Source organism: Flavobacterium sp. FlaQc-30 (assembly GCF_044005885.1).
Classification (GTDB): Bacteria; Bacteroidota; Bacteroidia; order Flavobacteriales; family Flavobacteriaceae; genus Flavobacterium.
Genome location: NZ_JBIPCO010000004.1, coordinates 426,076 through 452,367, shown reverse-complemented (window position 1 = coordinate 452,367; position 26,292 = coordinate 426,076). Strand labels below are relative to the sequence as shown.

15 protein-coding genes are annotated in these 26,292 nt (G+C 33.8%); 5 read left to right on the top strand and 10 right to left on the bottom strand.

The window, feature by feature from the left end; genetic code table 11:
* The first annotated feature begins 290 nt into the window (after positions 1 to 290).
* Positions 291 to 1,598: a sensor histidine kinase gene (locus ACHRV0_RS12130; protein WP_395441008.1), complete on the top strand. Its 1,308-nt coding sequence runs from the start codon at positions 291 to 293 to the stop codon at positions 1,596 to 1,598.
* The gene (locus tag ACHRV0_RS12125; protein WP_395441007.1) at positions 1,588 to 1,986 is read left to right on the top strand and encodes a response regulator; all 399 of its coding nucleotides are present in this window, start codon (positions 1,588 to 1,590) and stop codon (positions 1,984 to 1,986) included. Before ACHRV0_RS12130 ends, ACHRV0_RS12125 begins: the two co-directional genes overlap by 11 nt.
* A 2-nt stretch (positions 1,987 to 1,988) precedes the next feature.
* On the opposite strand, the gene ACHRV0_RS12120 is transcribed toward ACHRV0_RS12125, so the two are convergent.
* Positions 1,989 to 3,425 carry a LysM peptidoglycan-binding domain-containing protein gene (locus tag ACHRV0_RS12120; protein ID WP_395441006.1) on the bottom strand — a complete coding sequence of 479 codons (1,437 nt, stop codon included), beginning with the start codon at positions 3,423 to 3,425 and terminating at the stop codon, positions 1,989 to 1,991.
* A gap of 247 nt (positions 3,426 to 3,672) precedes the next feature.
* Here ACHRV0_RS12120 and ACHRV0_RS12115 point away from each other — a divergent pair, with 247 nt between their 5' ends.
* A complete protein-coding gene (locus tag ACHRV0_RS12115) occupies positions 3,673 to 5,064 on the top strand; it encodes a carboxypeptidase-like regulatory domain-containing protein (RefSeq protein ID WP_395441005.1) in 1,392 nt (463 codons plus the stop codon).
* Positions 5,065 to 5,150: 86 nt separating this feature from the next.
* Here the strand turns inward: ACHRV0_RS12115 and ACHRV0_RS12110 are convergent, their stop codons facing one another.
* On the bottom strand, positions 5,151 to 5,753 hold the full coding sequence (locus ACHRV0_RS12110; protein ID WP_395441004.1) for a nitroreductase family protein: 603 nt from the start codon (positions 5,751 to 5,753) through the stop codon (positions 5,151 to 5,153).
* Between the two features lie 96 nt (positions 5,754 to 5,849).
* Here ACHRV0_RS12110 and ACHRV0_RS12105 point away from each other — a divergent pair, with 96 nt between their 5' ends.
* Entirely contained in the window at positions 5,850 to 6,182 is a 333-nt protein-coding gene (locus tag ACHRV0_RS12105) for a helix-turn-helix domain-containing protein (RefSeq protein WP_129024097.1), read from the top strand.
* Positions 6,183 to 6,261: 79 nt separating this feature from the next.
* Here the strand turns inward: ACHRV0_RS12105 and ACHRV0_RS12100 are convergent, their stop codons facing one another.
* The 4 genes from ACHRV0_RS12100 to ACHRV0_RS12085 all read right to left on the bottom strand — a co-directional run bounded on the left by ACHRV0_RS12100 (position 6,262) and on the right by ACHRV0_RS12085 (position 14,284).
* Positions 6,262 to 8,526 (bottom strand): aconitate hydratase, encoded by a 2,265-nt coding sequence (locus ACHRV0_RS12100; RefSeq protein WP_129024098.1) that lies wholly within the window; start codon positions 8,524 to 8,526, stop codon positions 6,262 to 6,264.
* Positions 8,527 to 8,644: 118 nt separating this feature from the next.
* Complete coding sequence (locus ACHRV0_RS12095; protein ID WP_395441003.1) at positions 8,645 to 11,416, bottom strand: bifunctional aconitate hydratase 2/2-methylisocitrate dehydratase; 2,772 nt, start codon at positions 11,414 to 11,416, stop codon at positions 8,645 to 8,647.
* A 405-nt stretch (positions 11,417 to 11,821) separates the two neighbouring features.
* Positions 11,822 to 12,775, bottom strand: a complete 954-nt coding sequence (locus tag ACHRV0_RS12090; protein WP_395441002.1) for an AAA family ATPase — start codon at positions 12,773 to 12,775, stop codon at positions 11,822 to 11,824.
* A gap of 78 nt (positions 12,776 to 12,853) precedes the next feature.
* Positions 12,854 to 14,284 carry a peptidylprolyl isomerase gene (locus ACHRV0_RS12085; protein ID WP_395441001.1) on the bottom strand — a complete coding sequence of 477 codons (1,431 nt, stop codon included), beginning with the start codon at positions 14,282 to 14,284 and terminating at the stop codon, positions 12,854 to 12,856.
* A gap of 344 nt (positions 14,285 to 14,628) precedes the next feature.
* Between ACHRV0_RS12085 and ACHRV0_RS12080 the strand changes: the two genes are divergently transcribed.
* Positions 14,629 to 16,221, top strand: coding sequence for a peptide chain release factor 3 (locus ACHRV0_RS12080; RefSeq protein WP_395441000.1), 1,593 nt, complete (start codon positions 14,629 to 14,631; stop codon positions 16,219 to 16,221).
* A gap of 81 nt (positions 16,222 to 16,302) precedes the next feature.
* On the opposite strand, the gene ACHRV0_RS12075 is transcribed toward ACHRV0_RS12080, so the two are convergent.
* The 4 genes from ACHRV0_RS12075 to rpoB form a co-directional block, all read right to left on the bottom strand.
* Positions 16,303 to 16,941, bottom strand: coding sequence for a hypothetical protein (locus tag ACHRV0_RS12075; RefSeq protein ID WP_395440999.1), 639 nt, complete (start codon positions 16,939 to 16,941; stop codon positions 16,303 to 16,305).
* 431 nt (positions 16,942 to 17,372) lie between these two features.
* Positions 17,373 to 17,684, bottom strand: a complete 312-nt coding sequence (locus ACHRV0_RS12070) for a DUF3467 domain-containing protein (protein ID WP_012024017.1) — start codon at positions 17,682 to 17,684, stop codon at positions 17,373 to 17,375.
* 10 nt (positions 17,685 to 17,694) lie between these two features.
* On the bottom strand, positions 17,695 to 22,005 hold the full coding sequence (gene rpoC / locus ACHRV0_RS12065) for a DNA-directed RNA polymerase subunit beta' (RefSeq protein ID WP_370432389.1): 4,311 nt from the start codon (positions 22,003 to 22,005) through the stop codon (positions 17,695 to 17,697).
* Positions 22,006 to 22,264: 259 nt separating this feature from the next.
* A complete protein-coding gene (gene rpoB, locus ACHRV0_RS12060; RefSeq protein ID WP_129024104.1) occupies positions 22,265 to 26,077 on the bottom strand; it encodes a DNA-directed RNA polymerase subunit beta in 3,813 nt (1,270 codons plus the stop codon).
* Positions 26,078 to 26,292: the final 215 nt, after the last annotated feature.

Sequence of the window (26,292 nt, the reverse complement as noted above, 5' to 3'; positions counted from 1 at the left end):
TTTGATAGAGGTTTTAATTTTTCTTAAAATACCACAAATTTTATTAACAATTGTTTATCATTTAAACCATCCAACAAATAATCATCTTAAACATATTATTGAAGCAAAACGAAAAGCTTAAAAAATACTTTAAAGGCAGAAATAAAAATTATTAACCTACTAATCTGAAAACCATGTCTAAAGGTCATTTTTTCAAAAAACTACGTTCCCCAAATGTTTTTGTTCTTTTATTGTTTGTGTTTCTTTCGTGTGCGTTACTAATATTTATTAATTTTTTCACAATCAAAATATTGTCTGCAAATAGAGCTTATGTAAATGGCGAATCCCATTATTCAAAAGGTCAAAAAGATGCTTCTCGCCACCTTCTAACCTATCTCTATACTAAAGATCAAAACCAATGGAATTTATATTTAGAAGAGCTAAAAGTTCCTCAAGGTGACGGGATCGCCAGAATAACACTTTTAAAAGCAGGCGACAATGCAGCAGCTCGAAAAGGTCTTCTTACAGGTCTAAATAACGAAGAAGATTTAGATGATCTTATCTGGTTGTTTGTTAATTTTAAAGAAGTTCCATTTTTAGCAAAAGCAATTCATGAATGGGAACAAGGAGACAAATTAATCAATCAATTATTCATTATTGGTCAACAAATAGATTCAAAAATAAAATGCGACCAACTAACTGATGCTGATCAACAAAAATTTCTTCAACAAATCAGCAATATCAGTGACAAACTTACGATCAACGAACGAAACTTTTCTAACACATTAGGCGAAGGAACTCGTACTATAAAAGATCTTCTCATCATTATCAATATCATTTTTATATTAATAATTATTTGCAGCGTTTCTCTTTATTATTCTATAATGGTAAAACGATTAATTGTTTCAAAAAAAGAAATTGAAATCAAAAATGAAAATCTAATACTAGTTAACCATGAACTCGATCGATTTGTGTACAGCGCATCACACGACCTAAGATCTCCTATAACATCCTTAAAAGGTCTTATCCAAATTACACAACTTGAAGATGACGTAGACCAAATTAAAGATTATTTAAATTTAATGCATCAGAGCCTTTGTAAGCAAGATCAATTTATCAGCGATATTATAGACTACTCTAAAAACAAAAGAATACAAACTATAATAGAACCTGTAAATCTAAAAGAATTGTTTGATGAAGCAATCGCTCAATTAATGCATATTGAAAACGCCAATAAGATAATTTTCACCAAAGAATTATTACTTGATCAAATTCAAAGTGATCGTTTACGCTTGAGAATCATCATTAGTAATTTACTCTCAAATGCAATAAAATACGCCGACAACAGTAAACAAGAAATGCTTATTTCTATAAAAACTTACTTTGACGGCGGTTTTCATAAAATAGAAATATCTGATAATGGAATTGGCATTAAAGAGGAATTTAGAGATCATATTTTTGAAATGTATTTCGGAACTAACAAAAACAAAGGATCAGGGCTCGGACTTTACATCGTAAAAGAAGCCGTTGAAAATATCAAAGGAAACATATCTGTATCCTCAAAAAGCAATATAGGAAGCAAATTTATTGTAACTATTCCAAACGCATATGGCGCATAAACCTGAATTCTTATTAATTGAAGATAATTTGATCGACCAAATTGTTATAAAGCAACTACTAAAAAAAGTGTTTAACATAACTGAGTTAAGCATCACTAATAACGGTAAGGAGGGAATTATATGGCTTACCAATAACAAAAAAAAACATCATTCTTTAATCATATTATTAGACATTCAAATGCCTATAATGAATGGTTTTGAATTTTTAAATGAGTTTCACAAACAAAGTGAAGATTTTAAAAAAGAGATTAAAATTTATGTACTTTCATCAACATTGGATACTAATGAAATTGAAGAAATCAAGAATAGTAAGTATATAACTGATTTTTTAAGTAAACCTCTTTCGATTGAAGAATTTAAAACAAAAATCTATTCAACTCCTTATTAGGTTTATTCTAAAACACGATTTACTTGCGAAAATGCTCTTGTATAGTAAGCTTCTTTTGTTGAAGAAATCATAACACCGCCGTGAGTAGAGGAATGTACAAATTTAATCTCGCCATCAACATTTTCAACAACCATACCTACGTGGTTGATATGGCGCCTTCCATTGGTTTTAAAGAAAATTAAATCGCCTTTTTGAGCTTCTTCTGAAGCTACTCTTGTTCCTATACGAGATTGCTCTATTGAACTTCTTGGCAGCTTGATGTCGAAGTTACCAAAAGTACAAAACATCAAACCTGAACAGTCAAAACCTGCTTTTGTAGTTCCGCCTGAACGGTAACGTGTCCCTATATTTTCAGTCGCATTACTAATCAGCTGATTAATTAAATCAGAATGGTTGCTTATTCTAACAATTCCTGAGTCTTTAGCAACATTTGAGTTATCTGCAACTTCTATTGAAGGCTGCGTACTATCGATTATCTGTGATGAATTCACATTTAAAGCATCTGCTTTTTCTTTGGTAGTTTTAATCTTTAAAACATAACCTACTGGAAGTTTTCCCTTTATAAATGGATTTTGTCGTTCTAATTCAGCTACTGTAATTCCATATCTTTTTGCAATAGCATACTTTGTCTCTTTTGGCTGAACCTCAACAACAACTTCTGTATTTTCTGAAGTAATAATCTCAGGTTTTGCTACATCAGTACTAACTCCATTTGGTGTAAGTGCAACTGCATTTGAAGAAATATCACCTTGCTTCCCCGTATTTAAATCGGCTGTTTCTAATACTTGATTCGCTTTTTCTGCTGTGGTACTAATCTTTAAAGATTGCCCTACTCGGAGTTTCTTTTTGATTGAAGGATTCTGACGCTCTAATTCTGCTACTGTTATTCCGTACTTCTTAGCAATTGAGTATTTTGTCTCTTTAACCTGTACTTTAACGTTAAGCTCTGTATTTGCAATAGGAACAATTTCTGGTTTTACATTATCTGTATTAACTATATTTTCTGAAACTACTGCATTAGAAGGAATATTTAGATGCTGTCCTATTTTTAAACCGTCTGTTTCTAATGTTGGATTTGCTTTTTTTAATTCGTCAACAGAAACATTGTATTTTTTAGCGATTCCCCAAAGCGTTTCTTTTTGCAAAACTTCATGTGAACCTGGAGTATCATAAGCTATATTTTTCGTTTTACTTGCTTCATTTTGAGAAGATTTTTGAGCAGTACGAACATTTTTATTCGGGATTAGCAAAACCGAATTTAGTTTTAAAACTTTAGGTGCATTAGGATTTGCATCTTGAATATCTTTTACTTTTACACCATATTTTTTAGCAATTACAGTAATGTTTTCTCCTTTTGAGATTTTATGTTTGGTAAATTTTTCTTGAGAAAAAGCACCAACACTAAAAAAAAACAATACTATAATTAATCTAAAAACCATACTCACCTATTAAAGTTTATCTATCTTTTTTAAGTTTAGATAATAATTTAAACTCAAAAAGAGCAACTATATTACCTAAAAAGCGAATTTAACTTTTTAAAGTAAAAAACACACTATTTTTAACAACTAATTCACTTCATTTTAACAAGTACGGCATCAAAATTGTGTCAACTTTTTGAATTGCAGTTTTTTAAATAAAAATAATGTTCCAAAATAGATTTATCCTTAACTTAACTAATAAAAACTTGTGAAAAAATTACTCTTCATCTTTCTTTTATCTTCGTTTTTATCAAATGCACAAAATACTGAAGGAGTTATTGTTTCTACAACCAATCAACCTATTTCAGATGTAAATATCGTTTGTTCATCGAAAAACTTTAAAACATTGAGCGATAGAAAAGGGAAGTTTATGATACGAAAAGAATCAAGCTTTAATGAAACTGACACTTTACAATTCTCTCATATTGGCTACCAGATTTCTAAAATTTCTTTTAAAGAGCTTAGAAAGCTTAATTTTAAAATTTACCTGAAAGAGGAAACAGAGAATTTATCTGAAATAGCTATTTCTGCGAATGGTAAATTAAAATTAAAATCAAAAATTGCTTTTACGAAATTAGCCCCTTTAAAAAATGCTATTTATTCTTTTGGATCTTTTGTAAAAGATGGCAAAATTTATATTGTCGGAGGAGATGCTTCTTATGAATCTGACGCCTTTCAAAAAGCAAAGGAAAAAACAGTAAATACGGATACGGAAATTTTCATGAAAACTTTTTATGATGAACTTCGTCGTCAAGAAGGTTCTCATTCTTACAGAGGCGATTTTTTAATTTATGACATCAATACCGACAGCTGGCAGACTTCTGAAATTAAATTCAAAAAAAGGGCTTATAATAACCTGCATTATTACGACAACAAGATGTACGTTTTGGGAGGAAAGCGAATATCAGGAAACGCCAAATTTGAATATTTAGAAAATGAAATTGAAGTTTTTGATTTAAACAAAAATACAATTACAATTGATAAAACTAATCCGCATCAGGCGGTCAATTTTTCGTCGTTCACTTACAAAGACAATATTATTGTTATGGGAGGCTCAATAAAAACAACTCTGAAAGGCAAAAAAACATTTACTAACAAAGTTCGCTTTTACAATATTCCTTCTGGTTTGTGGTATGAACTTTCAGATATGCCAACTGCAAAAGAAGCAAATGGTGTTTTAATAGGTGATAAAATTTATTTAATTGGCGGAAATAATGGGCAACCTTTATCTGAAATAGTAAGTTTAAATTTACTTGATGAAAAATGGCAAACTGAGGGAGATCTTTTTTCTCCTCTAGAAAATCCAGCAGTTACTTCTCAAAATAACACCATTTATATTTTCAATGATCGAAGATTGTATGTGTATGATGTAAATTCAAATCGTTTAAAGGAATACTTAATTGATCTTGAATTAAAATCCTCGACAATGCATTTTTATGGAGACAAATTATACATAATTGGCGGTTACACCTACAATGAATACAGCACAAATCCTTCTGCCGCCACTTACAGTATTTCTGTTGATGAATTCGAAAACACGAAACCAATCCGTATTAAAATGTTAAATCCAAAAACTCCTTTAGTTAAAGAAAATCAATAGTTTTTTTTTGAAAACTACTTTCCCAGCCCAGATGGAAACACCATAAAATAAAAACAGGTACCATAAAAATGATACCTGTTTTTACTTTAAATAGAATGTACAACCTCATCTAGTTCAAAACGAGATTTTGGCAAAACCGTCGGATTCGCCCAATCACTTAAATCAGCATATCCAACTGTAACAGAGAATAGTGGTGCATACCCGTCTTGTGGCAATATTTGCTTATAGCCTTCAATGTTTATACCTTCCATTGGCGTAGCATCAAGTCCCATACTTATACAAGCACTCAAAAAATAACCCAAGGAAAGATACACTTGATGTTCCATCCAAGATTTCGTTGCAACATCTCCATTCGATTTTATCATTGGTTCGTAAAAAAGAGTTCTCCATGCTTCTGGCAGAATGGAGATATTTCGTTTTTCAAAATGTTCAATATCTTCCATTACACTGAACACCACTAAAAGACCAACATCGTTGATAGATTGTTCGTTCATATAAGATTGAGCTGCCAGCTCTCTTTTTACTGTTTCATTAGTAACAAAAGTAAACTTCCAAGGCTGACTATTTATAGAAGAAGGACTTAATCGAATAATCTCTTTCAACTCTTCAATTTGTTCTGCTGTAATCTTTTTGGCCGCATCATACTTTTTTGTTGCGTACCTGCTCTTTGCAAGGTCTAAAAAACTCATATTTTTATTTTTTTTATTTATACTATACTTTTTATTGTTACAAAACTAAGTATAGTAAACTATCTTTGCAATAACGGTTAAAATTGATAGTAACAGATGTATAGTATAGACAACAAACAATATCCTTGTAGCACAAGCCTAACAATGAAATATATAGGCGGTAAATGGAAAGCAGTAATTCTTATTCATTTAATCGAAAAAAAGCGATATAGTGAATTAAGAAAAGAATGTAAAGTTATTACTGAACGAACATTAAGCCTTCAACTGAAAGAACTTGAAGAAGATGGACTTATTACACGAACTGTACACACAAATAAACCTCCTTTGAGGGTAGATTATGAATTAACTTCTTTTGGCAGAACACTTATTCCGTTACTTCAAGCCATTGCTCAATGGGGAAGTGAAACTGCTGCAGCCTTAAAGCTCTAATAAATTAATTTCTAATTATACAATAAAAAAAACGTTCTGCTTTCACAGAACGTTTCTAGTATAATTGAATACAAAAATATTAAGCTTTTCCGGCTGCAATTAAATTTAATGCAGAACCTGCAACGAACCAGCCAATTTGACCTGCGTTGTAGGTATGATTTGCCAAGATAATATCTTTAGAACCGTTTGCATGAACAAATTCTAATGTCAATGGTTTTCCTGGTGCAAATTCGGTTAAATCTAAGAAGTTGATTGTATCGTCTTCTTGAATCTTATCATAATCTGCTTCGTTCGCAAATGTCAATCCTAAAAGACCTTGTTTTTTAAGGTTTGTTTCGTGGATACGAGCGAAAGATTTTACTAATACTGCTTTAACTCCTAAGAAACGAGGTTCCATAGCGGCATGTTCACGAGAAGAACCTTCGCCGTAATTATGATCTCCAACAACAATAGACGGAACTCCAGCCGCTTTGTATGCACGAGCAACTGCAGGAACAGCATCGTATTGCCCTGTTAATTGATTTTTAACCGAGTTTGTTTTTTGGTTGTAAGCATTTACTGCTCCAATCAACATATTGTTTGAAATATTATCTAAATGTCCGCGGAAACGCAACCATGGACCAGCCATAGAGATATGGTCTGTTGTACATTTTCCGAATGCTTTAATTAATAATTTAGCACCTGTAATGTTTTTACCATCCCAAGCATCAAACGGAGCCAATAATTGTAATCGTTCTGATGCAGGATTTACTACGACCTGAACTCCTGAACCATCCGCTGCTGGAGCTTGAAACCCTGGATCTTCGGCATAGAACCCTTTAGCAGGTAGTTCATCTCCTGTTGGAGCATCCAGCATTACTTCTTCTCCATCTTCATTGATTAATTTATCTGTTAATGGATTAAAACTTAAATCACCAGCGATTGCCATTGCTGTTACTAGTTCTGGAGAACCTACGAAAGCTAATGTATTTGGATTACCATCTGCACGTTTTGAAAAATTACGGTTGAAAGAATGAACAATTGTATTTCTTTCTTCTTTTTCCGCTCCTTCTCTATCCCACATACCAATACATGGTCCGCAGGCATTAGCAAAAACAGTTGCTCCAATTTTGTGGAATGTATCTATAAATCCGTCTCTTTCGATAGTTGAACGAACTACTTCAGAACCTGGAGTAATGGTAAACTCTGCTTTTGTTTTTAAATTTTTATCTGCTACTTGTCTTGCTAAAGAAGCTGCACGGGAAATATCTTCATAAGAGGAGTTCGTACATGAGCCAATTAAACCTACCTGAATTTGCAACGGCCAGTTATTTTTGATTGCTTCTTCTTTCATTTTAGAAATTGGAGTAGCTAAATCTGGCGTAAAAGGACCATTTAAGTGCGGTTCTAATTCTGATAGATTGATTTCGATAACTTGATCAAAATATTTTTCTGGGTTTGCATACACTTCTGGATCTCCGGTTAAGTATGAAGCAATTTTATCGGCTGCATCTGCAACATCAGCTCTGTTTGTAGAACGCAGATAACGCCCCATTGAAGCATCATAGCCAAAAGTTGATGTTGTTGCTCCAATTTCGGCACCCATATTACAAATCGTTCCTTTTCCTGTACACGACATAGAAGTTGCTCCTTCTCCAAAATATTCAACAATAGCACCTGTACCACCTTTTACGGTAAGAATACCAGCAACTTTAAGAATAACATCTTTAGGAGCAGTCCATCCTGATAATTTACCAGTTAATTTAACTCCAATTAATTTAGGAAATTTAAGTTCCCATGCCATTCCGGACATTACGTCTACAGCATCGGCTCCACCAACACCAATAGCAACCATTCCTAATCCTCCAGCATTTACGGTGTGAGAATCGGTACCAATCATCATTCCTCCAGGGAAAGCGTAATTTTCAAGTACTACTTGGTGAATAATTCCTGCTCCTGGTTTCCAAAAACCAATTCCGTACTTATTTGAAACTGATGATAAGAAGTCAAAAACTTCATTACTTTGTGTTTTTGCTCTGGCCAAATCAGTTGCTGCATCCACTTTTGCCTGAATCAAGTGATCGCAGTGTACTGTTGTAGGAACTGCTACTTTAGATTTACCGGCATGCATAAACTGCAATAATGCCATTTGTGCTGTTGCATCTTGACACGCTACACGATCTGGTGCAAAATCGACATAATCAATACCTCTTCCAAACGCTTTGGTCGGATTTCCATCCCAAAGATGATTGTATAAAATTTTCTCTGTTAATGTAAGTGGACGACCAACAATTTCGCGTGCTTTATCAACACGACCTGGCATGTTCTCATACACTTTTTTAATCATTTCAATATCAAAAGCCATAAGTAATTGTTTTTTGTTTTATTTTTTTGAACATGACAAGTTACAAAAAATAGAAGAGCAATAAAAGAAAAAGCCCGAGTTTATCATTCGGGCTCTTTATATATTAATAATCGTAAGATTACATTACTAACGATTTATTAGAAGGCGCAAACTTAGTCAAGTTGATTCCTTCAACTGCTGTTGTATATTCAGCTAATGTTGGAGTTCTACCCAAAATTGTTGATAAAACTACAACTGGTGTAGAAGAAAGTAAAGATTCTCCTTTTTTACCTTCAGTATCTTCTACAACTCTTCCTTGGAAAAGACGAGTTGAAGTTGCCATTACTGTATCTCCTTTTGCTGCTTTCTCTTGGTTACCCATACATAGGTTACATCCTGGACGCTCTAAGTATAACATATTTTCGTATTCAGTACGAGCAGCACCTTTAGGCGCATTATCATCAAATTCGAAACCAGAATATCTTTGTAAAACTTCCCAGTCACCTTCTGCTTTAAGCTCATCTACAATGTTGTAAGTTGGCGGCGCTACAACAAGAGGCGCATTAAATTCAACTTTTCCTGTTTGTGCTTCTACATTTTTCAACATTTGAGCAAGGATTTTCATATCTCCTTTATGAACCATACAAGATCCGATAAATCCAAGATCTACTTTTTTCTCTCCACCATAGAAAGATAGAGGTCTAATAGTATCGTGAGTATATCTTTTTGAAACATCAGCATTATTTACGTCTGGATCAGCAATCATCGGCTCTGAGATTTGATCAAGATCAACCACAACTTCTGCATAATATTTAGCATTAGCATCTGGAGTTAAAGCTGGCTTCTCTGCAGATTTAATTTCTGCAATTCTCTTATCTGCTTTATTGATCAATCCTTGAAGAACACGTTTTTCGTTATCCATACCTTTATCAATCATGATTTGGATTCTGCCTTTTGCAATTTCCAATGATTCGATTAAAGTATCGTCTTCTGAAATACAGATAGAAGCTTTTGCTTTCATCTCTGCAGTCCAGTCTGTAAATGTAAATGCTTGGTCAGCAGTAAGTGTTCCAATATGAACCTCAATGATTCTTCCTTGGAATACATTTTCTCCTCCAAATTGGTGAAGCATTTGAGCTTGTGTAGCGTGAACCACATCACGGAAATCCATGTACCCTTTCATATCTCCTTTGAAAGTCACTTTTACAGATTCTGGAATTGGCATTGAAGCTTCTCCAGTAGCTAGTGCAAGAGCAACTGTTCCTGAATCAGCACCAAAAGCTACCCCTTTTGACATTCTAGTATGAGAGTCACCACCAATAATAATAGCCCACTCGTCAATAGTAATATCATTAAGAACTTTATGAATAACATCCGTCATTGCATGATAAACACCTTTCGGGTCACGAGCTGTGATTAATCCGAAATCGTTCATGAATTTCATCAATTTTGGAATGTTTGCCTGTGCTTTTTTATCCCAAACTGAAGCAGTGTGACAACCTGATTGGTATGCACCATCAACGATTGGCGAAATCACTGTTGCAGCCATAGATTCTAATTCCTGAGCAGTCATAAGACCTGTAGTATCTTGCGAACCTACGATATTAACTTCTACACGAACATCTGAACCAGCGTGCAATACTTTACCTGGAGTAATACCTACTGCGTTTTTGTTGAAGATTTTCTCTACTGCAGTAAGACCTTGTCCTGCATGAGAAATTTCTTTTGATGGAGCAAATACAAGAGGTGCCTCAACATTTAAAACTTTTGCAGCAAGTGTTTGAAGTTTTTTACCAAATACGATTGCATATGAACCACCAGCTTTAATAAATTCCATTTTTTGAGGCGTAAATGCCTTAGAAATGTCAATTAATTCTTGATCTCCGTTGTATAATTTTTTCTCTTTAATATTGATTGTAAGCACCGTTCCTGTAGCAACAGAATATGTTTGCTCTAAAACTGGCTCGTCATTTTCATTACGAACAACATTACCTTCTGCATCAACCTTTTTTACCCAGTTTTTAAGATCTAAACCAATACCACCAGTAACATCAACTGTCGTTAAGAAAATTGGAGAAATTCCGTTTGTACCACCAACAATTGGAGCGATGTTTACGAATGGAATATATGGACTTGCTTGTTTTCCTGTCCAAAGAGCCACGTTATTTACACCTGACATTCTTGAAGAACCAACTCCCATTGTTCCTTTCTCTGCGATTAACATTACACTTTTATCAGGGTGTTGTGCTTGCAATTCTCTAATTTCTTTCTGTGCTTGCGGAGTAATCATACATTGACCGTGAAGTTCACGATCTGAACGTGAGTGAGCTTGATTACCTGGAGACAATAAATCTGTTGAAATATCACCTTCACCAGCAATAAAAGTAACTACTTTAACTTCATCTGCTACTTCTGGAAGTTTTGTAAAGAATTCTGCTTTTGCATAGCTTTCAAGAATTTCTTTTGCTATTGCATTATTATTTTTGAATGCTTCTATTAAACGATCAGTATCTGCTTCATAAAGAAAAACTTGTGTTTTCAGCACTTTTGCTGCCGCTTCTGCAATTGCAGCATTATTACCTAAAGCTAGATCTAACAACACTTCAATAGAAGGCCCGCCTTTCATGTGTGATAATAATTCAAAAGCAAAAGTTGGAGTGATTTCTTTTACTACTGACTCTCCTAATATAATTTCTTTTAAAAACTTAGCTTTTTCACCAGCCGCACTTGTAGTACCTGGCAAAGTATTATAGATAAAAAACTTAAGAGAATCTTCTCTGTATTCGTTATCTAAATCTTTAATCTGCGAAATAATTTCGCTTACTAATTCTGCACCATCAATTGGCTTTGGATGAAGTCCTTGGCCTTTTCTTTCTTCGATTTCTTTAATGTAATCTTTGTAAGTATTCATAATATGTTAGAAGTATTTTTGTTTTTTTGTACGCAAATTTAAATATTAAAGCCGAGAATTAAAAATAATATAATAGAAGTCGCGTTTTCAAAAATTATTATTATTAAAAAACGATTTTCGCTACTTGTTTTTATCAAAATATCAGTTTTATATTAAAAAAATGAATTATTGATATTTTAAAAACCTTTCTTTAGCAAAGTCGAAATTAGACGTAATAAAGTAAGTGAGATTTTACCTCTATTTTAGAAAAGAACAGTTCTAAATAAGCTATTATAACGTTATAGTTACTCTTTTTAGAGTCAATTTCATCTTTCGTTCGCAATCAAAAAATCAATACTTTTCCAAATTAAAACAAAAAAGCCTGATAGTATTTATCAGGCTTTTTTACAATCTAAATCGTATAATTTACATCAGCTTTTTAATAATAACTTCTTCAGTTATTCCTTCAGCGTCGGCTTTATAATTTTTAATAATTCTATGTCTCAAAATTCCAGTTACTACCGCTTTTACATCTTCAATATCTGGCGAAAATTTACCATTAAAAGCCGCATGAGCTTTTGCCGCCAAAATCAAATTCTGAGATGCTCTTGGTCCTGCTCCCCAATCTAAATAATTCTTTACAAAATCATTAGATAATGAATTATCAGGACGTGTTTTACTCACTAAAGTAACTGCATATTCAACAACATTGTCTGCAACAGGAATTCTACGAATCAAATGCTGGAAATCGATAATTTCCTGTGACGTAAACAAAGGTTTAACTTCAACTTTATTATCAGATGTTGTTTGCTTTACCACTTTTACTTCTTCTTCAAAAGTTGGGTACTCTAATTTAATAGCAAACATAAAACGGTCTAACTGTGCTTCAGGCAATGGATAAGTTCCTTCCTGCTCAATTGGATTTTGCGTTGCTAGTACAAAATAAGGCAAATCTAATTTATAATTATGTCCTGCAATTGTAACTGAACGTTCCTGCATTGCTTCAAGCAATGCAGCTTGTGTTTTTGGAGGTGTTCTATTAATCTCATCAGCCAAAATTATATTAGAAAATATTGGCCCTTTAATAAATTTAAAATGCCTGTTTTCATCTAAAATTTCACTTCCTAAAATATCTGAAGGCATTAAATCTGGCGTAAACTGAATTCTTTTAAAATCTAAACCTAAAGCTTGTGCCAAAGTATTTATCATTAATGTTTTTGCCAGTCCCGGAACACCAATTAAAAGTGCATGTCCGCCAGAAAATATACAAAGTAAAATTTCGTCAATTACGGCATCCTGCCCTACAATTACCTTTGCTATTTCGCTTTTTAGTTCATTGCGTTTCTGAACTAAATTATGAATTGCTGTTACATCAGACATTTATAAGTGTATTTAAAATTAAAAAGAGTCAGCTTTATGAATTCATAAAACTAACTCTTTTTCTTTATTTAATAAAAATTATTTTTTCAACCAATTGTTAGCAAAAGTACAATCTCTGTATTCTCCAATAATTTTGATATAAGTATCTTTAATTTTAGCATCAAACCATTTTGCGATTGCATTGATTTGTTTTTCTTTTAATGCTAATTCTTTAATTTTAGTATAATCTTTAGCATAATCTGCTGTATGCTCGTCAATTCTATTAGTAACAGTAATTAATTTATACGTTTTCTTTCCTTTTTCATCCGTATTTAAAATTGGCTGAGAAACTTCATCATCTTTTAAGTTTGAAACCTGACTGTATAAAGTTGGATCCATTTTAGTCAATTCAAAACGAGTGTCCTGTGTATTCGGATTTACTAAAGTTCCTCCGTTTGCTTTTGTTTCTTTTTCATCAGATTCAGTTCTTGCTGCATCCGCAAAAGTGATTGTTTTGCTTACAATTTTAGCTCTAATATTTGCCGCTCTTTCTTTTGCTTCTTTTAAAGCATTTTCAGAAACTGTAGGAGCAATTAATATATGACGCAATTCAACTTCTTGTCCTTTAATTTTATCAACCATAATGATATGGAATCCAAAAATAGTTTCGAATGGTGCTGAAATTTCACCTTCCTGTAAACTAAATGCAACATCTTTAAATTCTTTTACGAAAGGTGTTTTACGTGTCATTTTGTAATAACCACCATTTGGTGAAGATGCAGGATCTTGCGAGTACAAAACTGCCTTTGTTGCAAAACTAGATCCTTCTAAAACGTCTTTTCGAATGTCATTTAATCGATCTATTACTTTTTGTTTATCTTCTTTAGAAACTGCTGGATCAACAACAATCTGTGCTACTTCCATCTCTGCTCCAAAAGTCGGCAATTCATCTTTTGGTATTTTTTTAAAGAAATTACGAACTTCCTCAGGTGTTATCTGAACATCTTTAACAATTTTATCTCTCATTTCTGAGGCTAATTTTTGTTCTTTCAAGATGTCTGCAAAATACGTTTTAAACTCTTCAACTGAACTCTTTTTATAATATTCTACAACTTTATTGATATCTCCAACTTGTTGTACCATATAATTCAATCGCTCATCCATCATTCCTCTAACCTCTGCATCGCTTACAACGATACTGTCCTGAATTGCTTGATGTGCATATAATTTATCTTCTAACAATTTTCCAAGCATTTGGCATCTTGTAATATCTTTTACATTACCTCCTTGACTTGCAATTTCTAAGTAGCCTTTATCAATATCAGAATCTAAAACAATATAATCTCCAACAGTTGCAATAATACCATCAATTTTCTGTTTTTGCCCCGTATGAAGTTCTGCAGGCTTCTCGGCTACAGGATCCTTAATAATTTCCTGAGCTGAAATCACGGAGTTGAAAAAAAGTAAAAAACACATTGTTAAGACTAGTCTATAACCAATTGTTTTTAGCTGTAATTTTTTTAATAACATTATTTTAAATTTAATTTGAATGTAAAGATCTGTATTGTCTGTAATCTAGCCAACTATTCCAGTTTCTGCAAAAAGCAGTTTCTAAAAATCCAAAATAGTTAATTTCTATTTCTTTTACTTAAAACGAACAAAAATAACAATTCAATTACATAATACAACTATCAGCCATACTATTAACAAAAAATTATATGCATTATAGAAACTAATATACTAAAAAGAATTAGTTGAAGGATTTTTGATGCGATATCTGCCTAAAATCCAAAACATCAACTCCAAAAACAGAGTCTTATTTATTTTTAAATCGGCGTAATTAATAGTACTTTTGCAACCTATTTATATAAAATATGAGTTTTTTAAAAGAAATACAACGCAGAAGAACATTTGGAATTATCTCGCATCCCGATGCTGGTAAAACAACTTTAACAGAAAAATTATTGTTGTTTGGAGGTGCTATTCAGGAAGCTGGAGCCGTAAAAAACAATAAAATAAAAAAAGGAGCAACTAGTGATTTCATGGAAATCGAACGCCAAAGAGGTATTTCGGTTTCGACTTCTGTACTTGCTTTTAATTATAAAGACAAAAAAATCAATATTCTTGATACTCCGGGACACAAGGATTTTGCTGAAGATACTTTTAGAACTTTAACCGCCGTTGACAGTGTAATTGTTGTGATTGACGTTGCAAAAGGGGTTGAGGAACAAACTGAAAAGCTAGTTTCGGTTTGTAGAATGCGTAACATTCCTATGATTGTTTTCATCAACAAATTAGATCGTGAAGGTAAAGACGCTTTTGATTTGATGGATGAAGTAGAGCAAAAATTAGGATTACAAGTTACTCCTTTAAGTTTCCCAATCGGAATGGGTTACGATTTCCAAGGAATTTACAATTTATGGGAAGAAAACATCAATCTTTTTAGCGGAGACAGTCGTAAAAATATCGAAGAAACTATCGCTTTCTCTGACGTTCAAAACAACCCAGAGTTAGATAAAATCGTTGGTCAAAAGGCTGCTGAAAAGCTTCGTGAAGAATTAGAATTAATTGATGAAGTTTATCCAAAATTTGAGCGTCAGGATTATTTAGACGGAAAAATCCAGCCGGTATTCTTTGGTTCTGCTTTAAATAATTTTGGTGTTCGCGAATTGTTAGATTGTTTCGTTACAATTGCTCCATCTCCTAGACCAAAAGATTCTGAAACTCGATTGGTTGATCCTGCAGAAGAAAAAATGACTGGCTTTGTTTTTAAAATCCATGCTAATATGGATCCAAAACACCGTGACCGTTTAGCGTTTATTAAAATTGTTTCTGGAACTTTTGAAAGAAATAAGCCTTATTACCACGTTCGCCAGAAGAAAAATTTAAAATTCTCAAGCCCAAATGCCTTTTTCGCTGAGAAAAAAGAAATCGTTGATATTTCTTATCCAGGAGATATAGTTGGTTTACATGATACAGGAAACTTTAAAATTGGAGATACTTTAACCGAGGGCGAAGTAATGAGCTTTAAAGGTATCCCTAGTTTCTCTCCGGAGCACTTTAGATATATTAATAATGCTGATCCAATGAAAGCTAAGCAATTAGAAAAAGGAGTTGATCAATTAATGGATGAAGGTGTGGCGCAGTTATTTACTTTGGAGATGAATAATCGTAAAGTTATCGGAACGGTTGGAGCTCTTCAATATGAGGTTATTCAATACCGTTTAGAACATGAATATGGTGCAAAGTGTACTTATGAGAACTTTCCTGTACACAAAGCGTGCTGGGTAAAACCTGATGATGCGAAGAACGAAGAATTTAAAGAGTTTAAACGTATTAAGCAAAAATTCCTTGCTCATGATAAATATGGTCAATTGGTATTCTTAGCTGATTCTGATTTTACAATTCAAATGACACAAAGTAAATATCCAAGTGTAAAACTATATTTTACATCTGAGTTTGATTAAATTCTTTTAGAATAAAATATAATAAAAACGGGCTGCCTAACTAATATTAGACAGCCCGCTTTTTTATTTACAAATAGATCATTATCTAGTATAATTAATTCCCAATCCACCAGCAATATAAATTTTCGTAAGCTCTTCCGAATTGATACTAATATTTTGTAGCAGCACATTATTCTTAACTGATTTTATAGAAAAAGATATTTTTTTTGAAAGATAGTAATCATTACTGGTAATTGTAACCCTCAAGCTATTACTGCTTTTCAAAACCTTTGCAGTTATAGAAAACTCTCCTGTTTTTGCATTTATTTTCACTGTACTTTCTGAACCATTAACAGAAAGCATCAAATTTGGATATGCCTCCCTATCAAAAGGTCTATTTGTTTTACTTTCTAACAATTTACCTTTTATTAAAAACGAAATTTCGTCATTTTTAACATGATTATAAGCAATTTTACCCAACTTATAAACACTTGGCTCTGGGCAATTTATCTCTGTTTTAACTGGCTCTTTTTGCTGCGCAGTTAAATTTGAAGCAATCATAAGAGATGCTGCGACTGCCGCATATTTAAAATTATTAATCTTTGATGTTTCACTATATTCAAACTGCTCGTTAAGCTGTGCTGTTTTTAGTCGGGCACAAATGCTCTGGTCTTTATTCTCTGCAATAAATTTAGCGACTTCAGAGTTCGTTTTCTTACTCAAATCGATTACATTTTTCATACAAGAATCACAAAATGAGCCGTTTGCATTAGGAATCATTTTATCAAAATTTTCTGAACATGGACTTGCTATTTCTAAGGTGAATTTCTTCTTCATACTATACTCTATTTACGTTAAATCCTTTATATCGGCTCTTACTTATATAGAGTACATATTTTATATAAAGGTTGGGAAAAAATAAAAAAAAATCCCCTGATTATTAAGCATAAAAAAAAGCACTAATAAAATTAGCGCTTTTTTTAACTTTGAATTAAATCAACCTTACTAAGTCTTATATTTCAAAAATTAATCTTTCATAGGAAAAGTTAATTTAGAATAATTTAAAAACAAAAAGGAATTTAGTCGACGAAAGTAAATTAAATCAGACAAACTGCAACTTATTAAAAACTAAACATCAAAAAAAAGCCCCATAAATATGGGGCTTCTTAAATTTATGCTTGTCCAGCAGGACCAAAATTAAGCGGAATTGGCGCTTGTTCTGTCTCTTTGATTTCGCCATGGGCTGCTTCAAATCGATGGATATTTTCACCTATTGCTCGCAATAATCTTTTAGCATGTTGCGGTGTCAAGACAATTCTTGACTTTACCTTGGCTTTAGGAATACCGGGCATAATGCTCACAAAATCTAAAACAAACTCTGATGATGAGTGATTTATAATTGCCAGATTAGAATAAATTCCTTCTGCAATAGTTTCGTCTAACTCAATATTAATTTGCTCTTGTTGTTGTTTCGGATTACTCATAGTTTCCTAATTAATAAATATATTCTTCTTTATTAGCCATCATTTCGTTGTAATCGTCTTTAGATCCTACGATAGTATTATCGTATTCTCTCATACCAGTTCCCGCAGGAATTCTGTGTCCAACAATTACATTTTCTTTTAATCCTTCTAGATCATCTACTTTACCAGCTACTGCAGCTTCGTTAAGTACTTTCGTTGTCTCCTGGAATGAAGCCGCAGAAATGAATGATTTAGTTTGTAACGAAGCTCTTGTAATACCTTGAAGAACTGGCGTTGCAGTCGCAGTAATTACGTCTCTTGCTACAACAAGATTTTTATCATTTCGTTTCAATAATGAATTTTCATCACGTAATTCACGAGGAGAAATTATCTGACCTGGTTTCAATACTGAAGAATCTCCAGCATCTTCAACTACTTTCATACCGTATAATTTATCGTTTTGAACGATGAAATCTTTAGTGTGAATTAACTGATCTTCTAAGAATAAAGTATCACCTGGATCCTGAACTCTTACTTTACGCATCATTTGACGAATTACAACCTCAAAGTGCTTGTCATTAATTTTTACCCCTTGTAAACGGTATACCTCTTGAATTTCATTTACCAAGTACTGTTGAACAGCAGCTGGACCTTGAATTCTTAAGATGTCGTCTGGTGTAATTGCACCATCAGACAATGGAACTCCCGCTCTTACGAAGTCATTTTCTTGTACTAAGATTTGGCTAGAAAGTTTAACTAAATACTTTTTAATCTCACCAAATTTAGACTCGATAACGATCTCACGGTTACCTCTTTTAATTTTTCCAAAAGAAACAACACCATCAATTTCAGATACAACTGCTGGGTTTGAAGGGTTACGAGCTTCAAGCAACTCAGTAATTCTTGGTAAACCTCCCGTGATATCGCCTGCTTTAGAAGAACGACGAGGGATTTTTACTAATACTTTACCTGCTTTAATTTTCTCACCATTTTCAACCATAAGGTGTGCACCTACTGGTAAGTTGTAAGAACGAATCAATTCACCTTCTTTACCATAAACTAATAAAGTTGGGATTAATTTTTTGTTTCTAGCCTCAGAAATTACTTTTTCTTGGAAACCAGTCTGCTCATCGATCTCAACCATGAACGATTGTCCTTGCTCTAAATCCTCGTAAGCAATCTTACCTGTAAACTCAGAAACAATTACACCGTTATATGGATCCCATTTACAGATTACAGCTCCTTTACCAACACTTTCTCCGTCTTTTACAAAAATACTAGAACCGTAAGGAATATTATGTGTATTTAAAACGATTCCAGTTTTCTCATCAACTAATTTTAATTCAGTTGAACGTGATACTACGATATCAACCGCATTACCTTCGCTGTCCTCACCTTTAACTGTTTTTAAATCTTCAATTTCAAGTCTACCTGCAAATCTTGTAACAATACTAGACTCTTCAGAGATACCTCCAGCAACCCCTCCAACGTGGAACGTACGAAGTGTTAACTGTGTACCTGGCTCTCCAATAGACTGAGCTGCAATAACTCCGACAGCTTCACCTCTTTGTGTCATTTTTCCAGTAGCTAAGTTTCTACCGTAACATTTAGCACAAATACCTTTTAAAGCTTCACAAGTTAATGGAGATCTAACTTCTACTTTTTCAATTGGAGAAGCTTCGATAGTTCTCATAATTGCTTCAGTAATTTGTTGACCAGATTGAACCATTACTTCATTAGTAAGTGGATTTATAACATCTTGCAATGCAACACGTCCTAAAATTCTCTCTCCTAATGATTCAACGATTTCCTCATTTTTCTTCAATGCAGCAACTTCAACACCTCTTAAAGTTCCACAATCTTCGATGTTAACAATAACATCTTGAGAAACGTCATGAAGTCTTCTTGTCAAGTAACCAGCATCGGCTGTTTTAAGAGCCGTATCCGCAAGACCTTTACGAGCACCGTGAGTAGAAATGAAGTACTCAAGGATCGAAAGACCTTCCTTAAAGTTAGAAAGAATCGGGTTTTCAATAATCTCACCACCACCAGCAGTAGATTTTTTAGGCTTAGCCATCAAACCACGCATACCAGTTAACTGACGAATCTGTTCCTTAGAACCCCTCGCCCCAGAGTCAAGCATCATATATACAGAGTTGAAACCTTGTTGGTCTTCTCTAATATTTTTCATTGCTAATTCTGTTAACTGAGCATTTGCTGAAGTCCATACGTCAATAACTTGGTTGTAACGCTCGTTATTTGTGATAAGACCCATGTTGTAGTTAGTTGAGATACCTTCAACTTGCTCTCTAGCATCTGCAATTAACTTCGTTTTTTGTTCTGGGATTCTAATATCACCTAAAGAGAATGACAAACCTCCTCTAAATGCAAATTTATACCCCATATCTTTCATATTGTCCAAGAAAGCTGCCGTTGTAGGTACATCAGTCACACTTAAAATGTGTCCGATAATATCTCTAAGGTTTTTCTTAGTCAATACGTCATTGATATATCCAGCTGCTTCAGGTACTACTTCATTAAATAATACACGTCCTGCAGTTGTTTGAATAATTTTGTACACTAATTCTCCAGCGTCATTAAAATCTTTTGCTCTAATTTTCACACGAGCATTCAATTCTAATCTTCCTTCGTTTAATGCAATGTTTACTTCTTCAGCAGAATAGAAAGTCAAATCCTGACCTAAAATAATGTGATCTTCTGTAGAAATACGCTCTTTGGTCATATAATATAGACCCAAAACCATGTCCTGAGAAGGTACAGTAATTGGAGCACCATTTGCAGGGTTCAAGATATTGTGAGAAGCCAACATTAATAATTGTGCCTCTAAAATAGCCTCTGGTCCTAATGGTAAGTGAACCGCCATCTGGTCACCATCGAAATCGGCGTTGAAAGCCGTACATACTAATGGGTGTAACTGGATCGCTTTTCCTTCAATTAATTTTGGTTGGAATGCCTGAATACCAAGTCTGTGCAAAGTAGGAGCACGGTTAAGTAATACTGGGTGACCTTTAATTACGTTTTCAAGGATATCCCAAACTACCGGCTCTTTCTTATCAATGATTTTCTTAGCAGATTTTACTGTTTTTACAATACCTCTTTCGATCAATTTACGGATAACGAAAGGTTTGTATAATTCAGAAGCCATATCTTTTGGCAATCCACACTCATATAATTTCAACTCAGGACCAACGACGATTACCGAACGAGCAGAATAATCCACACGTTTTCCTAAAAGGTTTTGACGGAAACGTCCTTGTTTACCTTTTAAAGAGTCAGATAATGATTTTAATGGTCTGTTTGATTCTGTTTTAACAGCAGAAGCTTTACGAGTGTTATCGAACAATGAATCTACAGATTCTTGTAACATACGTTTCTCGTTTCTTAAGATAACTTCTGGAGCTTTAATCTCCATTAATCTTTTCAAACGGTTGTTACGAATGATTACACGACGGTATAAGTCATTCAAATCTGAAGTTGCAAAACGACCTCCATCAAGTGGCACAAGTGGACGTAATTCTGGTGGAATAACTGGAACCACTTTCATGATCATCCATTCTGGACGATTTTCGCGGTTTTCGTTAGACTCACGGAAAGATTCAACAACTTGTAATCTTTTTAAAGCCTCAGTTTTTCTTTGCTTAGAAGTCTCATTGTTAGCGCTGTGTCTTAATTCATAAGATAAAGCATCTAAGTCAATACGAGCTAATAAATCCATAATACACTCTGCTCCCATTTTGGCAACAAACTTATTAGGATCTAAATCATCTAAATATTGGTTTTCTTGTGGAAGAGTATCTAAAATATTTAAGTATTCTTCTTCAGTTAAGAAATCTAATCTTTGTAAAGATTCTCCATCTGCATTTTTAGCAATACCAGCTTGGATTACTACGTATCTTTCGTAGTAAATGATCATATCTAATTTCTTAGATGGAAGACCAAGGATATAACCAATTTTGTTTGGAAGAGAACGGAAGTACCAAATGTGAGCAATTGGCACAACAAGGTTGATGTGTCCTACTCTGTCACGACGTACTTTTTTCTCAGTAACTTCAACACCACAACGGTCACAGATGATACCTTTGTAACGAATTCTTTTATATTTTCCACAAGCACACTCAAAATCCTTAACAGGTCCGAAGATTCTTTCGCAGAAAAGTCCGTCACGCTCTGGCTTGTGAGTTCTGTAGTTAATTGTTTCTGGTTTCAACACCTCTCCTCTTGATTCTTTCAAGATAGATTCTGGCGAAGCCAATCCAATAGAGATTTTGTTAAATCTTTTTACTGGATTTTTATCCTTATTATTGTTTCTATTATTCATCATAGTTTTTACTATTGATTTATTTGCAATTAAAAAATTGAATTTAGATTTATAATCTACTCTTAAAAAAATAAAGAGTTAATCATTCAGCTACTACCTCGGGTTACTTCTCTAAACTTCAAAATTAAATTTGAAGCGCTAATTATAAAATGCCTTGCATGATATAAAAAATCGGAACGGGTTACGGGTATAAATCTTTAAAAACTTTTATAAATGAGTAATCAGTCCCATTAAAAAATGAGACTGATTACAAAACTTTTATTTATTCTTCTAAACGAATGTCTAGTCCAAGACCTTTCAATTCGTGCATCAATACATTGAATGATTCTGGTAAACCTGGTTCTGGCATAGACTCTCCCTTAACGATAGCTTCGTAAGTTTTAGCTCTACCAATAACGTCATCAGACTTAACTGTTAAGATTTCACGTAATGTACTAGAAGCTCCATAAGCCTCAAGTGCCCAAACCTCCATCTCTCCAAAACGCTGACCTCCAAATTGAGCCTTACCTCCAAGTGGTTGTTGCGTAATCAATGAGTATGGTCCGATAGAACGTGCGTGCATCTTATCATCAACCATGTGTCCTAATTTAAGCATGTAAATTACCCCCACAGTTGCTTTTTGTGCAAAACGCTCTCCAGTTCCACCATCATAAAGATAAGTATGTCCGAAACGTGGTACATTAGCTTCATCAGTCAAAGCATTGATTTCGTCAAGAGAAGCACCGTCAAAAATTGGAGTAGCAAATTTTCTACCCAAGTTCATACCAGCCCATCCAAGAACAGTTTCATAAATCTGACCAATGTTCATACGTGAAGGTACCCCAAGTGGATTCAATACGATATCTACTGGTGTTCCATCCTCTAAGAAAGGCATATCTTCGTGACGAACAATTCTTGCAACAATACCTTTGTTACCGTGACGTCCTGCCATTTTATCACCCACTTTTAACTTACGTTTTTTAGCGATATAGATTTTAGCCAATTTCAAGATTCCAGATGGTAATTCATCACCAACTGTAATAGTGAATTTTTCTCTTCTTAAAGATCCTTGTAAGTCGTTTAGCTTAATTTTATAGTTATGAATCAAATCATTAACCATTTTATTAGTAGCATCATCAGCAACCCATTGACCTTTGCTTAAGTGAGCAAAATCTTCTACTGCGTAAAGCATTTTTTGAGTATATTTTTTACCTTTTGGTAAAACTTCTTCACCCAAATCATTCATTACACCTTGAGATGTTTTTCCGTTAACGATCAAGAATAATTTCTCAACCAATCTGTCTTTTAATTCAACAAATTTAGTTTCGAATTCCATTTCTAAAGCGCCTAAAGCATCTTTATCCTGAGTACGTTTACGTTTATCTTTTACGGCTCTTGCAAATAATTTTTTATCAAGAACTACACCATGTAAAGATGGAGAAGCTTTTAATGAAGCATCTTTTACATCACCCGCTTTATCCCCGAAGATTGCACGAAGCAATTTCTCTTCTGGAGTAGGATCTGATTCTCCTTTTGGTGTAATTTTTCCGATTAGAATGTCGCCAGGTTTAACCTCTGCTCCAATTCTAATCATACCGTTTTCATCTAAATCTTTAGTAGCTTCTTCAGAAACGTTAGGAATATCGTTTGTTAACTCTTCATTTCCTAACTTAGTATCTCTAACCTCTAATGAATAATCATCAACGTGGATAGATGTAAAAATATCATCACGAACTACTTTTTCAGAAATTACAATCGCATCCTCGAAGTTGTACCCTTTCCACGGCATGAACGCAACTTTTAAGTTTCTACCTAAAGCTAATTCACCATTTTGAGTAGCATATCCTTCTGATAATACTTGTCCAGGAACAACTCTATCACCTCTTCTTACGATTGGTTTCAAGTTGATACTTGTACCTTGATTGGTTTTTCTAAATTTAATAAGGTTGTATGTTTTCTCATCAGCATCAAAACTAACCATTCTCTCGTCTTCTGTACGATCGTACTTAATAGTAATGATATTTGCATCAACATATTCAACAGTACCATGCCCTTCAGCATTGATTAATACTCTTGAATCTGAAGCTACCTGACGCTCTAAACCTGTACCAACAATCGGAGCTTCAGGACGGATCAAAGGAACTGCCTGACGCATCATGTTCGATCCCATCAACGCACGGTTCGCATCGTCATGTTCCAAGAAAGGAATCAAAGATGCAGAAATCGAAGCGATCTGGTTTGGAGCAACGTCTGTATAATGAACTACTGATGGCTCAACAACCGGGAAGTCACCTTCCTCACGAGCAATAACATTGCTAGCTGTAATCTTACCAGTTTCGTCCATTTCAATGTTTGCCTGAGCAATCATTTTACCTTCTTCTTCTTCAGCACTTAAGTAAATTGGAGTACTTTCTAAATCAACTACACCATTAGTTACTTTACGGTATGGAGTTTCGATGAATCCCATTCCGTTTACTTTTGCATAAACACCAAGAGATGAAATCAAACCAATGTTTGGTCCCTCTGGAGTTTCAATCGGACATAAACGACCATAGTGAGTATAGTGAACGTCACGAACCTCGAAACCAGCTCTCTCTCTCGAAAGTCCACCTGGCCCTAGTGCAGAAAGTCTTCTTTTGTGTGTAATCTCAGCTAATGGATTCGTTTGATCCATAAATTGAGATAACTGGTTAGTACCAAAGAAAGAGTTGATAACTGATGATAATGTTTTAGCATTAATCAAATCAATTGGTGTAAACACCTCGTTATCTCTAACGTTCATTCTCTCACGAATAGTTCTAGCCATACGTGCTAAACCAACACCGAATTGTTGAGACAATTGTTCTCCAACTGTTCTAACACGACGGTTTGATAAGTGATCAATATCATCAATCTCTGCTTTAGAGTTGATCAACTCGATCAAATATTTTACGATTGTAATAATATCTTCTTTGGTTAGCACTTGCTTATCCATAGGGATATCTAAATCTAATTTTTTGTTCATTCTGTAACGACCAACTTCACCTAAGTTATAACGTTGATCAGAGAAGAACAGTTTATCTATAATACCACGAGCAGTTTCCTCATCAGGCGGTTCAGCGTTACGCAACTGACGGTAAATGTGCTCTACAGCTTCTTTTTCAGAGTTTGTTGGATCTTTTTGTAACGTGTTGTGGATAATAGCATAATCTGCTTGATTATTATCCTCTTTGTGCAACAAAATAGATTTTACGTTAGAATCAATGATCTCTTCAACATTATCTTTGTCGATAATTGTATCACGATCAAGGATGATTTCGTTACGTTCGATAGAAACTACCTCTCCGGTATCCTCATCTACGAAATCCTCGTGCCAAGTGTTCAAAACACGCGCAGCAAGTCTTCTTCCAATATATTTCTTAATACCCGTTTTAGAAACTTTAATTTCTTCTGCTAAGTCGAAAATTTCAAGGATATCCTTATCTCTTTCGAAACCGATAGCACGGAATAAAGTTGTAACTGGTAATTTTTTCTTTCTATCGATATAAGCGTACATTACACTGTTGATATCTGTAGAGAATTCTATCCAAGATCCTTTAAAAGGGATTACTCTGGCAGAATAAAGTTTTGTTCCATTTGCGTGGAATGATTGACCAAAGAAAACCCCAGGAGAACGGTGTAATTGAGATACTACTACACGCTCAGCACCATTGATAACAAAAGTACCACTTGGAGTCATATAAGGTATTGTTCCAAGATAAACATCTTGTACAATAGTTTCAAAATCTTCGTGTTCTGGATCTGTACAGTATAGTTTTAACCTAGCTTTTAAAGGCACACTATAAGTAAGACCTCTCTCTATACATTCTTGAATTGTATAACGCGGTGGATCTACAAAATAATCTAGGAATTCCAATACAAAGTTATTTCTTGTATCTGTAATTGGGAAGTTTTCCATGAAGGTGTTGTATAACCCTTCGTTGCCTCTTTCGTCAGATTTCGTTTCTAATTGAAAGAAATCTTTAAAAGATTTAACCTGAACATCTAGAAAATCCGGATAGTCAGGGATATTTTTTGTAGAGGCAAAATTCAATCTTTCAGTCTGATTTGTTATCATCAATGGACAAAATTTTGATTAAAAAAAGTAATTTTTTTGTGTAAAACACACTGTTTAATCTATACTTTCTTATTATAATCAATACATCTTTAAAAATAAACCAAAAGTAAGTTCAATTTTTTTTCTTCGTATTGATCAAAAACTTTTTCGTATTTTAAACTATTTGATAATAAAACTTGATATATTTTATTATACGAAAAATGGTTTAGGCCTTT